General features: G+C 72.3%; 9 protein-coding genes. 1 reads left to right on the forward strand and 8 read right to left on the reverse strand.

Going from position 1 to position 14,045, the window contains the following annotated elements; all coding sequences use genetic code 11:
* Positions 1-8: 8 nt before the first annotated feature.
* The 4 genes from OHA86_RS09875 to nsdA all read right to left on the reverse strand — a co-directional run bounded on the left by OHA86_RS09875 (position 9) and on the right by nsdA (position 5,821).
* A complete protein-coding gene (locus OHA86_RS09875; RefSeq protein ID WP_329174228.1) occupies positions 9-2,438 on the reverse strand; it encodes a [protein-PII] uridylyltransferase in 2,430 nt (809 codons plus the stop codon).
* A 25-nt stretch (positions 2,439-2,463) separates the two neighbouring features.
* Positions 2,464-2,802, reverse strand: a complete 339-nt coding sequence (locus OHA86_RS09880) for a P-II family nitrogen regulator (protein ID WP_033173073.1) — start codon at positions 2,800-2,802, stop codon at positions 2,464-2,466.
* Complete coding sequence (locus tag OHA86_RS09885) at positions 2,799-4,130, reverse strand: ammonium transporter (RefSeq protein ID WP_329174232.1); 1,332 nt, start codon at positions 4,128-4,130, stop codon at positions 2,799-2,801. The genes OHA86_RS09880 and OHA86_RS09885 overlap by 4 nt, the downstream gene beginning before the upstream one ends.
* 233 nt (positions 4,131-4,363) lie before the next feature.
* Positions 4,364-5,821 carry a transcriptional repressor NsdA gene (gene nsdA / locus OHA86_RS09890; RefSeq protein ID WP_329174234.1) on the reverse strand — a complete coding sequence of 486 codons (1,458 nt, stop codon included), beginning with the start codon at positions 5,819-5,821 and terminating at the stop codon, positions 4,364-4,366.
* Positions 5,822-6,172: 351 nt separating this feature from the next.
* On the opposite strand from nsdA, the gene OHA86_RS09895 reads away from it, so the two are divergent.
* Positions 6,173-6,895, forward strand: a complete 723-nt coding sequence (locus tag OHA86_RS09895; protein ID WP_329174236.1) for a bifunctional DNA primase/polymerase — start codon at positions 6,173-6,175, stop codon at positions 6,893-6,895.
* A 72-nt stretch (positions 6,896-6,967) separates the two neighbouring features.
* On the opposite strand, the gene ftsY is transcribed toward OHA86_RS09895, so the two are convergent.
* The 4 genes from ftsY to OHA86_RS09915 form a co-directional block, all read right to left on the reverse strand.
* Positions 6,968-8,179 (reverse strand): signal recognition particle-docking protein FtsY, encoded by a 1,212-nt coding sequence (gene ftsY / locus OHA86_RS09900; protein ID WP_329174238.1) that lies wholly within the window; start codon positions 8,177-8,179, stop codon positions 6,968-6,970.
* Between the two features lie 84 nt (positions 8,180-8,263).
* The gene (locus OHA86_RS09905; RefSeq protein ID WP_329174240.1) at positions 8,264-9,679 is read right to left on the reverse strand and encodes a sugar porter family MFS transporter; all 1,416 of its coding nucleotides are present in this window, start codon (positions 9,677-9,679) and stop codon (positions 8,264-8,266) included.
* 97 nt (positions 9,680-9,776) lie between these two features.
* Complete coding sequence (smc, locus tag OHA86_RS09910) at positions 9,777-13,376, reverse strand: chromosome segregation protein SMC (RefSeq protein ID WP_329174242.1); 3,600 nt, start codon at positions 13,374-13,376, stop codon at positions 9,777-9,779.
* Between the two features lie 217 nt (positions 13,377-13,593).
* Entirely contained in the window at positions 13,594-13,794 is a 201-nt protein-coding gene (locus OHA86_RS09915; RefSeq protein ID WP_329174245.1) for a hypothetical protein, read from the reverse strand.
* Between the last annotated feature and the right edge of the window lie 251 nt (positions 13,795-14,045).

The following is a 14,045-nucleotide window of genomic DNA, read 5'->3' on the forward strand; positions in this document are numbered from 1 at the left end:
TGTCGGAACTAGCGCAGCGCCGCCTCCACCTGGCGGGCCACTTCCGCCGCCCGTGACGGGGACAGCGCCTTGCCGTCCTTGCCGACGACGTAGAAGGCGTCGACCGCGTTGGCGCCCAGGGTGGAGATACGCGCCGAGCGTACGGTGACGCCGGTCGCGGTCAGGGCCAGCCCGATCCGGTGCAGCAGCCCCGGCGCGTCATGGGCGCGGACCTCTATCACCGTGGCCGTCTGCGAGGTGTGGCCGGGGGCGACCGTCACCCGGGGCGGCGGCGGGGTGATGCCGCGCCGCCGCGGATAGGCCGCCTCCCGCTCCGCGAGCCTGGCCTCGATGTCGAGGGTGCCCTCGAAGGCCCGCGCCAGGTCGGCCCGCAGCCTGGCGGCCTCGGGCAGGGTGCCGTATTCCGCCGAGACCCGCCAGCTGAGCAGGGCGACCGGGCCCTCGCCGATCGGGTCGACGGCCCGCAGGTCGGCGGCCCTGACCGCGAGCCGGTGCAGCGCCAGGACACCGGCGGCCTGGGCGAGCAGCGCGGGCCGGTCGGGGACGGCGAGCAGCAGTTCCACGCCCAGCGCCTCGTCCAGGGCGTCGCCCTCGCCGTCGGGTTCGGCGTGGGCGTGCAGCGCCAGCACCGGGCCGCGGGTGCGGGCGGCCTCGATGGCGAGGCGTTCCTCCTCCGCGGTGGAGTCGCGCTCCGCCGCCTCGGGCAGGGCACCGGTGTCCAGCGCCCCCGCGACCCGCTCGACGAGTTCGGCCAGCAGCGAGGCCCGCCAGGTGCTCCAGGCCGCGGGACCCGTGGCAAGGGCGTCGGCCTCGGTGAGCGCGGCCAGCAGTTCCAGCGTCGAGGTGTCCCGTACGGTGCCGGCGACCGCGCGTACGGTCTCCGGATCGTCCAGGTCGCGCCGGGTGGCGGTGTCGATGAGCAGCAGGTGGTGGCGTACGAGCAGCGCCAGGGTGTCGGCGTCCTCGCTGGAGAAGCCGATCCTGGTGGCGACGTCACGGGCGATGACCTCGCCCGCCTCGCTGTGGTCCCCCGGCCAGCCCTTGCCGATGTCGTGCAGCAGCGCCGCGGTCAGCAGCAGGTCGGGCCGGCCGACCCGGCGGGTGAGGCCCGCGGCCTGCACGGCGGTCTCCACCAGGTGACGGTCGACGGTGAAGCGGTGCACGGCGTTGCGCTGCGGGCGGCAGCGGACCCGCTCCCAGTCCGGCAGCAGCCGGGTGATCAGGCCCTCGGCCTCCAGCGCCTCCCACACCTGCACGGTGGACTCCCCGGCGCCCAGCAGCGTGAGCAGCTGCTCACGGGCCTCCGCGGGCCACGGTACGGGCAGCGGGCGCGCCGCGGCGGCCAGCCTCCGCACCGCGTGCAGCGACAGCGGCAGACCCGCCTGGGCGGCGGCAGCGGCGGCCCGCAGCGGCAGTACGGGGTCGCGCTCGGGTTTCGCGGCGAGCGCGAGCACCGCCTCGCCCTCCTGCTCCACGACGCCCTCGGCCAGCGGTACGCGCTCGGGCGCGCTGCCGGTAGGGGCGCTTCTGCTGCGGCCGAGCAGCCGGCGGCGGGGCCGGGAGTCGCGGGCCCGCAGCACCCGGCCGACCTCGCGCCAGGTGACGTCGGAGGCGTAGGAGATCCGCCGGGCGGCCTCGTAGACCTGCCGCAGCAGGGTGTCGGCGTCGAGCAGGCCGAGGGCCGCGGCGACCTGGTCCTGTTCCTGGAGGGCGAGCCGGTCGGTGGCCCGCCCGGTGACCAGGTGCAGGGCGTCGCGGGCGTCGAGCAGCCGGGTGCGGGCCTCCTCCAGGCCCTCGCGGGGCGCGTCGGCCAGCCAGGAGGCGGCCACCGCCCGGAGCGCGGTGGCGTCGCGCAGGCCGCCGCGGGCCTCCTTGAGGTCGGGTTCGAGCAGGTAGGACAGCTCGCCCTGGCGTTCGGCCCGCTCCTGGCACAGCTCCAGCAGGGCGGGCAGCCGGTTGGGCGCCTGGTTGCGCCAGTCGGCCAGCACGGCGGTGCGCAGGGCGGAGCTGAGCGCGGGGTCGCCCGCGAGGTGGCGGGCGTCGAGCAGGCCGAGCTGGACCTTGAGGTCGTCGGCCGCGGCCTTGCGGGCTTCGTCGGGGGTCCGCACGGAGTGGTCCAGGGCCAGGCCGAGGTCCCACACCGGATACCAGAGCCGGTCGGCGAGCCCGCCGATGGTCTTCTCCGAGTCGTGCAGCAGCACCAGGTCCAGGTCGCTGCGCGGGGACAGCTCGCCGCGGCCGTAGCCGCCGACGGCGAGCAGTGCCCAGCCGCCGGTGCCGGCGGCCTCGGCGGCCGAGGTGGCGAGTCCGCTGAGCCAGCGGTCGGTGAGCGCGGCCAGTGCCGCGCGGCGCGGCGGCCCGGACCGCGCCTCCTGGGTGAGGAGGCGCAGCCGGGCCGCCGCGTAACTGTCGTCCTGCGCTTCGACGCTGTCGGTCACTCGTTCTCCAGCGCTGGGTTCGGGATCAGAGCGCGTCGGGTCCGCGCTCGCCTGTGCGGACCCGCACGGCCGTGTCGACCGGGAGACTCCACACCTTGCCGTCTCCGATCTTGCCGGTTCTGGCCGCTTTCACCACGACATCGATCAGCTGATCGGCGTCGGAGTCCTCGACCAGGACCTCGATGCGTATCTTCGGCACCAGGTCGACGGTGTACTCGGCGCCGCGGTAGACCTCGGTGTGGCCGCGCTGCCTGCCGTAGCCGCTGGCCTCGGTAACGGTCAGACCGTGCACTCCGAAGGCCTGCAGGGCTTCCTTGATCTCGTCCAGGCGGTGTGGCTTCACGACCGCGGTGATGAGCTTCACGCGTCCACCTTCTTGCTCGCCGCGGTCCCGGCACCCGCCGGTGCCGCCGCGTGTCCTGTGCTGCCGATGCCGGCGAAGTCGTACGCGGTCTCCGCGTGCTCGGCCTGGTCGATGCCGCTGACCTCGATGTCCTCGGGGACCCGGAAGCCCATCACCAGGTCGATGGCCTTCGCGAGGATCGCCGAGACCACCAGGGAGTAGCCGAGGACGGAGAAGACACCGATGGCCTGGACGCCGAACTGGTGCCATCCGCCGCCGTAGAACACGCCCTTGACGTCCTGGCCGACGCCGCCGGTGGCCAGCAGGCCGATGAGCAGCGAGCCGACGATGCCGCCGACCATGTGCACGCCGACCACGTCGAGCGAGTCGTCGTAGTTGAAGCGGTACTTCAGGCCGACCGCCGCGGCGCAGATCACACCGGCGATGACGCCGACCGCGATGGCGCCCAGCGGGCTGACCGAGGCGCAGGACGGGGTGATCGCGACGAGGCCGGCGACGGCGCCGGACGCGGCACCCAGGGTGGTGAAGGAGCCGTGCCTGACCCGCTCGTAGAGCAGCCAGCCGATCATGGCGGCGGCGGTGGCGATCTGGGTGTTGATGAAGACCGTGGACGCGACGCCGTCGGAGGTGATCTCGGAGCCGGCGTTGAAGCCGAACCAGCCGAACCACAGCAGACCGGCGCCGAGCATGACCCACGGCATGCTGTGCGGGCGCATGGGGTCGCGCTTGAAGCCGACCCGCTTGCCGATCACCAGGATCACGCCGAGGGCGGCCGCACCCGCGTTGATGTGGACCGCGGTTCCGCCGGCGAAGTCGATGACGCCCTTCTTCATCAGCCAGCCGCCGCCCCAGACCCAGTGGGCCACGGGGAAGTAGACGACCGTCGCCCACAGGGCGATGAAGACCGACCAGGCGACGAACTTGACGCGGTCGGCGAGTGCGCCGCTGATCAGTGCGGGAGTGATGATCGCGAACATCAGCTGGAATGCGGCGAACGCGAATATCGGCGTCCCGGTGGCCCCCCACAGGTCATCGGGAGCGATGTCGCGCAGGCCGAGCCAGTTGGTGCCGCCGATGAATCCGCCGTGATCGCCGTCGAAGGCGAAACTGAATCCGTAGCCGGTCCACAGCAGTGTGATGATCCCCAGGCTGATGAAGCTCATCATCAGCATGTTGAGGGCACTCTTCACTCGGACCATACCGCCGTAGAAGAACGCCAGCCCCGGTGTCATCAGCATCACCAGCGCGGAGCTCAGAAGCAGAAACGCGGTATTGCCGGAGTCGAGCTTGGGCGCATCTGCGGCCAGTGTGAAGATGGCTGGTGCCATCGGCGTCTCCTCGTCATCCGAACGGCCCGTGCGGGCGGTGCAGGGTGGGCCGGTTTTCGCCATGAGATTGGCTGAGCCGGGTTTCCGCCGATGCCGCAGGGTGTTTCGCCGCCGTGACGAAGAAGTCGTGTGTGTTACGTGGAGATGAACCGTCCCCCGGTTCGGTGAAAGATGTATACGGGTGGGGAAAGAGATCGTCGGGGGTCGCGTCGTACCGGCCCCGCGGCGGTGCGCTAAGCGGTCTCCGCGACCTCGGGCAGTTCCACCGAGAGCCGGTCGGCGAGCCTGCCGACCGCGGGCACATCACCGAAGTCGCGGGCCGCGGTGCGGGTGGTTTTGCGGATACGCGTGTTGACGCGTTCCGACCTGACGCGCTTTGCGACCGTCATGGCCTGTTCGGTGAAATGCGCGGCCTGTTCCGGCTCGCGCTGGAGCAGGTGGACGGTGGCGAGGCCGACCAGGTTGAGCGCGTAGGCCCGCTGGTGGACGGTGTCGTTGCTGAAGCCCGCGACGGCCTTCTCCATCACCGGGTGGGCGAGCGAGGCGTAGGTGGGGCTGCGGCCCGCGACATAGGCCAGGTCGCGGTAGGAGTGGGCGTTCTCCGCGTGCAGCTCGGCCTCGTTGAAGAAGCTGATCCAGCTCGGGTCCTCGGCCGGCCGGGCCTCGGCGAAAGCGTCCTCGGCGGCGCGGACGGCCCGGTGGCACTTGTTGACCTGGCCCATGTTGGCGTAGGCCCTGGCCTCCAGCGCGTGCAGCATGGCCTGGGTGGTGGTGCTGGCGGAGTCGCGGCTGCCGTACTGGGCGAGGTGGATGAGCTCCAGGGCGTCGTCGGGGCGGTCCAGGTGGATCATCTGGCGGCTCATCGAGGACAGGATGAAGGCGCCGAGCGGGCGGTCGCCGGCCTCCTTGGCCGCGTGCAGCGCCAGCACCAGGTACTTCTGGGCGGTGGGCTGCAGCCCCACGTCGTAGCTCATCCAGCCGGCCAGCGCCGCGAGGTCGGCGGTGACGCGGTAGAGGCGGCCGGCGACGCCTTCCGGGTGCGACTCCTGGAGCAGGTCGGTGACCTCGTGCAGCTGGCCGACCACCGCCTTGCGGCGCAGGCCGCCGCCGCACTGGTTGTCCCACTCCCGGAACATCACGGTGGTGGACTCCAGCAGTTGCAGCTCCTGCTCGGACAGCCGGGACGGCCGGCCGCCGTCGCGGGGGGCCGGGATCACGGGCGGCGCGAAGCCGGCCGGCGAGGTCGGCGCCAGCCAGCGCTGCATGGGCTCGACCAGGGCGGGCCCCGCGGACAGTGCCAGGGAGGCGCCGAGGAAGCCGCGGCGGCCCAGCATCAGGTCGCTGCGGGAGAACTCGCTGATCATCTCGACGGTCTGCGGTCCCGCCCAGGGCAGGTCCACTTCCCCGCCGGCCGGCGGCTGGTGCGCGGAACGCAGCCCCAGGTCCTCGACGGGGACGACGCAGCCGAAGCGCTCCGAGAACAGCTCGGACAGGATGCGTGGTATCGGTTCGCGCGGCTGCTCGCCGTCGAGCCAGCGGCGCACCCGTGAGGTGTCGGTGCTGACGTGGTGCGCACCCAACTGCCGTGCCCTGCGGTTGACCTGACGGGCCAGTTCGCCCTTGGACCAGCCGCTGCGCACGAACCACGAGTTCAGCTGCGCATTGGGCTGCTTGTCTGGTGTGCCGCCCACGGCCAAGCCCCCATCCCGGTCTCGCTCGACCCCATCAACCCAGTGATTACCAGGGTGCGTCGGGTTTTGTCCGCCGGTTGCCGAAAGTGCCGGCGTCCGGGCCGGTGGCGATGCGCCGCACGGAGCCGCCTGCGGCCTGCACAGGGGCGCGGACGGTTCACAGCCATGAACTCATGAACTGAACGTAGTCCTACGGTTACTCATCCGGGGAGTATGCGTGGGGAAACGCCACCATTCGCCACCCCTTCGAATGAACTCGGTTGCGACTCCAGGCGATTCACTTGACACATGCCCGTCGCACCAGGTCGGACGGGCGCGTAACCATCGCGGCGACGATCCGTTGGAGGTGTCATGGTGTTCACGATCGGCAGCATGCGGGAGTCGCGGCAGCAGCGGACCGGCGCGCGGGAGGTCTCCCGGCCGGGGGCGCAGCCCGGAGCGCGCGGCGGCGTGCGCCGCCGGACGCACGCCGGGGTGTGTGCCACCGTTGGCGAGTACGCCGGGCACTGCGGCTGGGCGGTCGTGCCGGGCGCCCGGGTCGCCCGCGCCGGCGGGCCCTGCTCGTGCGGGGACGCCGGGTGCAAGGAGCCGGGGGCGCATCCGCTGCCCTTCGCGGACGAGATCCCGGCCGGCGCGCCGCCGGCCGGCGCGGCCGAGGCGTGGGCGCGGGTACCGGGCGCGGCGGTGCTGCTGCCGGCCGGGCGGTCCTTCGACGTGATCGAGGTCGCCGAGGCGCCGGGCCGGCAGGCGCTGGTGCGGCTGGAGCGGATGGGCCTGCCCCTCGGGCCTGTCATGGTGACGCCCGCGGGCCGCGCGCAGTTCTTCGTCGCGCCGGGCGCCGCCGCGGAGCTGCCGCACCTGCTCTACCGGATGGGCTGGGACGACGCGGAGCTGGATCTGCGCTGCCTGGGCCCCGGCGACCACGTCACCGCTCCCCCGTCCGACCTCGGCGGCCTCGGCCCGGTGCGTTGGCTGCGCGAGCCGCAGCCGGACAGCGTGCCGCAGCCGCCCGAGGCCAGGCTGCTGCTCGGCACGCTCGCCTACGTCTGCCACCGCGGCCGGGCGTACGCGTAGGGCCGCGCACCATGTGCACGCGTAAGGGGCACCCGCCCAGGCGGGTGCCCCTTACGCGTGCAGGACGGCGGCCTATTCGCCGATCAGCGCGTCCACGAACGCCTCGGGCTCGAACGGTGCCAGGTCGTCGGCGCCCTCGCCGAGGCCGACCAGCTTGACCGGGACGCCCAGCTCGCGCTGGACGGCGATCACGATGCCGCCCTTGGCGGTGCCGTCGAGCTTGGTCAGCACGATGCCGGTGATGTCCACGACCTCGGCGAAGACCCGGGCCTGGACCAGGCCGTTCTGGCCGGTGGTGGCGTCGAGCACGAGCAGCACCTCGTCGACCGGGCCGTGCTTCTCGACCACCCGCTTGACCTTGCCCAGCTCGTCCATCAGGCCGGTCTTGGTGTGCAGCCGGCCGGCGGTGTCGATCAGGACGGTGTCGGCGCCCTCGGCGATGCCCTCCTTGACCGCGTCGAAGGCGATCGACGCCGGGTCGCCGCCCTCAGGGCCGCGTACCGTACGCGCGCCGACCCGCTCGCCCCAGGTCTGCAGCTGGTCGGCGGCGGCGGCGCGGAAGGTGTCGGCGGCGCCGAGTACGACGCTGCGGCCGTCGGCGACCAGCACCCGGGCCAGCTTGCCGGTGGTGGTGGTCTTGCCGGTGCCGTTGACGCCGACGACCAGGACGACCGCGGGGGACTCCTCGTGGCTCTCGGTGTGCAGGACCCGGTCGAGGCCGGGGTCGACCAGGGTCAGCAGCTCCTCGCGGAGCAGCGCGCGCAGCTCGGCCGGGGTCCTGGTGCCGAGCACCCGCACCCGGGTGCGCAGCCGCTCGACCAGCTCCTGGGTCGGGGTGACGCCGACGTCGGCGGTGATGAGGATGTCCTCGATCTCCTCCCAGGTGTCGTCGTCGAGGCGCTCCCTGGACAGCAGCGTCAGCAGGCCCTTGCCCAGGGTGTTCTGCGAGCGGGAGAGCCGGGAGCGCAGCCGGATCAGCCGTCCGGCGGCCGGCTCGGGCTGCTCGATGACCGGCGCCGGCGGGACCTGCACCTCCTCCAGGGCCTCGGGCGCGGCGGTCGCCCCCGGCAGGGGGACCTCTTCGATGGTCCTGCGGGGTTCCTCCCGCGGGGCCTCGGCCTCATCCCCGACGTGCGGTTCCGCGGGGGGCGCGGTGATCTTCGGGGTGCTCGGCGGCGCGGTCGGCGGCAGCTGCTTCTTCTTACGGCGGCTGCCCACCACCAGTCCACCGGCCGCGAGGATCACGACCAGGGCGATGACTACGACAAGGATGACGATTTCCATAACCCACCCAGTATCCACGCTGCCTTATTGCCGCGGCTTCGCCTCTCCGGCCCGGCCCGGGGCGAAGCCGCGGCAAAGAGGCGGTCAGCCCATCTCTTCCAGGGTCTTGCCCTTCGTCTCCTTGACGAAGAACACCACGAAGGGGATGGAGAGCACCGCGAAGCACGTGTAGATCACGTAGGTGCCCGACAGGTTCCAGTCCGCGAGGGTCGGGAAGCTGGCCGTGATCGCCCAGTTGGCGATCCACTGGGCCGAGGCGGCCACGCCGAGCGCGGCGGCGCGGATCTTGTTCGGGAACATCTCGCCGAGGAAGACCCACACCACGACGCCCCAGGACAGCGCGAAGAACAGCACGAAGGTGTGGGCGGCGACCAGCGCGACGGTGCCCTGCGTATTGGGCAGGGTGTCGCCGTGCTTGGAGGAGAAGGCCCACGCTTCGAGCGCCAGGGAGACGGCCATGCCGCACGAGCCGATCAGGGCGAGCGGGCGGCGGCCGATCCGGTCCACGAAGACCATCGCGATCACCGTGCCGATGATGTTCACGATGGAGGTGGTGAAGGAGTAGAAGAACGAGCTGCTCGGGTTGATGCCGACGGACTGCCACAGCGTCGCGGAGTAGTAGAAGGCGACGTTGATGCCGACCAGTTGCTGGAAGACCGACAGGCCGATGCCGATCCAGACGATGGGCAGGAAGCCGAAGCGCCCGCCGAGCAGGTCGGAGAAGACCGACTTGTGCTCGCGGTGCATGGCGGTCTTGATCTCGGTGACGCGCGCGTCGAGGTCGACCTCCTTGCCCTCGACGTCGGCGAGCACCGCCTTGGCGTCACTGTCGCGGCCGACCGAGAGCAGGAAGCGCGGCGACTCGGGGATGGTGAAGGACAGCAGCCCGTAGATCACCGCGGGGATGACCATCACGCCGAGCATCAGCTGCCAGGCCTCGAGTCCGATGATCTTCCCGCGCTGGTCACCGTTCGCGCCCTGCAGGATGCCGTAGTTCACCAGCTGCGACACCGCGATGCCGAGCACGATCGCGGCCTGCTGGAACGAGGCGAGCCGGCCGCGGATGGCGGGCGGCGAAACCTCGGCAATGTACGCCGGGCCGATGACCGACGCCATACCGATGGCGAAGCCGCCGATGATCCGCCAGAAGGCCAGGTCCCACAGGGCGAAGGGCAGGGCCGAGCCGATCGCGCTGATGGTGAACATCACCGAGGCGATCTGCATGCAGCGGATACGGCCGATCCGGTCGGCGATCCGGCCCGCGGTGGCGGCGCCGATGGCGCAGCCGATCAGGGCGATGGCGATGACCTGCGCGAGGGTGCCGGAACCGATGTTGTACTTGTCGCGGATGGCTTCGACGGCGCCGTTGATGACGGAGCTGTCGTAGCCGAAGAGGAAGCCGCCCATGGCGGCTGCGGCGGTGATGAAGATGATGTGGCCGAGGTGGTCCGGCCGTGGTGCCTTCTCACTCGTTCCGGAGGCTCGTGCGGTGCTGGTCAAGGTCAGATCTCCTCTTGCCCGGCGGTGAGCCCTCGGAAGAGGACTGGATCCTCAAGTCTTGGCCGACCCGGAGGTGGCCACCACTTGGAGTGGGCCGTCAGGCGGTGCGTTGCTTGCCGTTCCGCAGCCGCTGGCTGATCACCTTGGACACGCCGTCGCCCTGCATGGACACGCCGTACAGGGCGTCGGCGACCTCCATCGTCCGCTTCTGGTGCGTGATGACGATGAGCTGGGAGCTCTCCTGAAGCTCTTCCATGATCCGGATCAGTCGCTGCAGATTGGTGTCGTCCAGCGCGGCCTCGACCTCGTCCATCACATAGAACGGACTCGGCCGTGCCTTGAAGATCGACACCAGCATCGCCACTGCGGTCAGCGAGCGCTCACCGCCCGACAGGAGCGACAACCGCTTCACCTTCTTCCCAGGCGGCCGGGCCTCAACCTCGACACCTGTAGTGAGCATGTTGTCGGGGTCGGTGAGCAGCAGCCGCCCCTCGCCACCAGGGAAAAGACGGGAGAAGACACCCTCGAACTGGCGGGCGGTGTCGTGGAAGGCGGCGGTGAAGACCTGCTCGACCCGCTCGTCGACGTCCTTGATCACCTGGAGCAGATCGGCCCTGGTCCTGCGCAGGTCCTCCAGCTGCTCGGTGAGGAACTTGTGCCGCTCCTCCAGGGCCGCGAACTCCTCAAGGGCCAGCGGGTTGACCTTGCCGAGCTGCGCGTACGCCTTCTCCGCCGCCTTGAGCCGCTTCTCCTGCTCCGGGCGGACGTAGGGGCGCGGCATGTTGCGCGGGTCCTCCGGGTCCTCGGGCAGGATCTCGCCCTCGGCCGGCAGCGACGGCGGCACGAGCTGGTCCGGGCCGTACTCGGCGACCAGCCCGGCCGGCTCCATGCCGTGCTCCTCCAGCGCCCTGGACTCCAGCTGCTCGATCCGCAGCCGCTTCTCGGCGCCCAGCACCTCGCCCTTGTGGACGTCGCCGGTGAGCCGGTCCAGTTCGCTCTTCAGCTCCCTGCCGCGGCGGCGCTCCTGGCCCAGCTCCGCCTCGCGCTCGGCCCTGGCCTGCTCGGCGGCGGCGCGTTCGGCCTCCGCCCGGGCCAGCGACACCTGGACGCAGTCCAGCAGGCCGCGGGCGCCGTCGCACACTGCGGCGGCCACCGACGCCTCGTACGCGAGCCGGAGCCTGCGCCGCTCGGCCCGCGCCCTGGTCTCGCGCTCGGCGCGGGCGGCCCGGTCCAGGCCGTCGGCTCGGCCCGCCAGCCCCTTGACGCGCTCCTCGTGGGTGCGCAGCTGGAGCCGCGCCTCCATCTCGGTCTGCCGGGCGTTGGCGCCGTCCGCGGCGAGCCGGTCGCGTACCGAGGTGTCGGGCTCCTCCTCGCCCGGCTCCTCCTGGGCCTCGCTCAGCCGGTAGGACAGCTCCTCGAATTCCTCGCGGGCCGCGGCGAGCGACTCCTGGCTGCGGCCGACCGCGGTGGCGGCGCGGTCCGCCTCGCCGGCCGCGGCGCGGGCCTGGCCGCCGAACCTGCCCAGCTGCTGGGCGACCGACGACTTGGCCTTCTCCGCGGCCCTGCGGCGCTGCCCCAGCTCTTCCACCGTGCCGGCCGCGGCCGAACGCCGCTCCTTGGCTCGCCGCTGGCGGTCCGCCAGCTCCGCGCACTGCTCTTCGAGGCGGGCCAGCTCGGCGGTCGCCTCGTCCACCTGGGCCTGCACCTCCAGCAGGCTGGGCGCCTTCGCGCTGCCGCCGACCGCGGTGTGCGCGGCCAGCACGTCGCCCTCCGCGGTCACCGCGGTCAGGTCCGGGTGCGCGGTCACGAGCGCCTCGGCGTCCTCCAGCGAGTCCACGACCACCACCGCCCGCAGCAGCAGCCCGACCGCGGCCGTCAGCTCGCCGCTCGCGCTCACCAGGTCCACGGCACGGCGCGCGCCGGCCGGGAGCGCCGCGGCGGCGGCGCGTACGTCCGGGGCGGGCGCTCCGCCGAGCAGGAGTGCCGCGCGTCCGGCGTCCTCCTTGCGCAGCAGGCGCAGGGCGTCGGCCGCCACGGACAGTCCGCTGACGGCGACCGCGTCGGCGGCGGCGCCGAGGGCCGCGGCGACCGGGACCTCGTAGCCAGGGGCGACCCGCAGCAAGGTGGCGGCCGGGCCGAGCACCCCGGCGAGCGGACCGCCCGCCCCGTCGCCGCCGCCGGCCAGCAGCGCGCCGCTGCCGTCCTTGCGGCGCAGCGCCGGGGCCAGCGCGTCACGGCGGGCGGCGACGGCCGCCCTGCGGCGCTCGGCGGCGGTCGCGGCCTCCCGGGCGGCGGTGAAGTCCTCGTCGGCGGCGGCCTGCTCGGCGCGGGCCGCCTCGAAGCGCGCCTCCAGCTCGGAGTCGTCGGCGTCGAGGCCCTCGACCTCGGCGCGCAGCTCCTCGTACTCGGCCTGGGCCGATTCCGCGCGGTCGCGGGCCTCGTCGCGGGCGGCGGTGAGCCGGCCGATCTCGGCCTCGGCGGAAGCGGCCTTGGAGCGGGCCGCGTTGACCTGGCCGCTGAGCCGGGCCAGGCCCTCGCGGCGGTCGGCGATGGCGCGGGCGGCGCTGCGCAGCCTGCCCTCCTCCTCGGCGAGCCGGTGCTCCAGCCGCGCCCGGTGGCCGACGGTGTCGTCCAGGGCGCGCTGCGCGGCGTCCAGAGCCTCCGTCAGCTCGGCCTCCTGCTCGCGGATGCGGGCGGCCTCGCGCTCCATGTCCTCGGGGTCGCGGCCGCGCCGCTCCTCCGCGGGCTGGCCCGTGGCGTGCCGGTGCCGCTGCTCGGCCAGGCCGATGGTGCCGCGGACCCGTTCGGTCAGCTGCGACAGCGCGTACCAGGTGGCCTGGGCCTCGTTGAGCCGCGGGGTCAGGGCGCGCACCTGCTCCTCGAGGCGGGCCTCGCGCCGGACGGCGTCGGCGAGCTCCGCCTCGACGGCGTCCTTGCGCTCCTTGAGCGCGGCCTCGTCCGCGACTTCGGCCCGCAGCGCGTCACGCAGGGTGACCAGGTCGTCGGCGAGCAACCGCAGCCGGGCGTCCCGCAGATCGGCCTGGATGACGGCGGCCCTGCGGGCGACCTGGGCCTGCCGGCCGAGCGGTTTGAGCTGGCGGCGCAGTTCGCCGGTGAGGTCGGTGACCCGGGCGAGGTTGGCCTGCATCGCGTCCAGCTTCCGCAGCGCCTTCTCCTTGCGCTTGCGGTGCTTGAGCACGCCGGCCGCCTCCTCGATGAAGGCGCGGCGTCCCATCGGGTCGGCGTGCAGCACCGAGTCCAGCTGGCCCTGGCCGACGATCACGTGCATCTCGCGGCCGATGCCGGAGTCGGAGAGCAGTTCCTGGATGTCCAGCAGCCGGCAGGTGTCGCCGTTGATCTGGTACTCGCTGCCGCCGTTGCGGAACATGATCCGCGTGATGGTGACCTCGGCGTACTCGATGGGCAGCACGCCGTCGCTGTTGTCGATGGTCAGCGACACCTCGGCGCGGCCCAGCGGGGGCCGCCCGGTGGTGCCGGCGAAGATGACGTCCTCCATCTTGCCGCCGCGCAGCGACTTGGCGCCCTGTTCGCCCATGACCCAGGACAGCGCGTCGACCACATTGGATTTGCCCGATCCGTTGGGGCCGACGACGCAGGTGATTCCGGGTTCGAAGCGCAGCGTCGTCGCCGAGGCGAAGGACTTGAAGCCGCGCAGCGTGAGGCTCTTGAGATGCACGCCCGCCGACTCTACTAGCCGCCTGCGGTTTCACCCGGGAATGTGCAGGGCACACCAGACGTAGGAGCGGCAAGGGGCCGGTCTCGAGGGGGAGGGTGCCACGACGAAGGGACGCCGAAGCGTCCCTTGCGGTTTCTGCGGTTCTGCGAAATCAGCCTGTGAGCTGCGACACAGCCCAGGCGGCTTCCTGCACACGGGATCCGGCGACAGCGGCGGATCAGGCGAGTACGGGCTCCGCGTGAGCGATGTCGATGCTGAGCAGCGACTCTTCGTGCGACGCGACAGTCAGCGCGTCGTTCTGGGCCTGCATCCTGATCAGCTCGGATTCCAGGTCCTGAACACGCTGCTGCAGCCTTCGCATCTCGGCGAGGAGTCGCGGGTCGGGACCGCCGACGTAACCGAGAAGCGCCTTTGCCATGATAGATGGTCCTCCACGCTGAGTGACCGACCGAGAGCGGTTTGGGTCGTGGGTGAGGGGTACGCACCCGCGCGGGGTGGATGACGTGACCGCCGCTGAAACATTCCCTGGAGTCACGATGCGCGGGGCTTCCAGCGTCTCACCAAATAAGTGGACGGTCAACACGATCACAGCCCAGTCGTCGGGTCCGCCTCAGAAAACACGGCGCAAAAGGCGCCGCGGGCTGCCCGCGTGGCGTCGAGATCATTCTC

It is taken from the genome of Streptomyces sp. NBC_01477 (genome assembly GCF_036227245.1).
Classification (GTDB): domain Bacteria; phylum Actinomycetota; class Actinomycetes; order Streptomycetales; family Streptomycetaceae; genus Actinacidiphila.

Coding starts and splice junctions, on each gene's coding strand:
- OHA86_RS09885 (WP_329174232.1), bottom strand. CDS start 4,130: ATGGCACCAGCCATCTTCACACTGGCCGCAGATGCGCCCAAGCTCGAC.
- OHA86_RS09915 (WP_329174245.1), bottom strand. CDS start 13,794: ATGGCAAAGGCGCTTCTCGGTTACGTCGGCGGTCCCGACCCGCGACTC.
- OHA86_RS09895 (WP_329174236.1), top strand. CDS start 6,173: ATGGTGTTCACGATCGGCAGCATGCGGGAGTCGCGGCAGCAGCGGACC.
- ftsY (WP_329174238.1), bottom strand. CDS start 8,179: ATGGAAATCGTCATCCTTGTCGTAGTCATCGCCCTGGTCGTGATCCTC.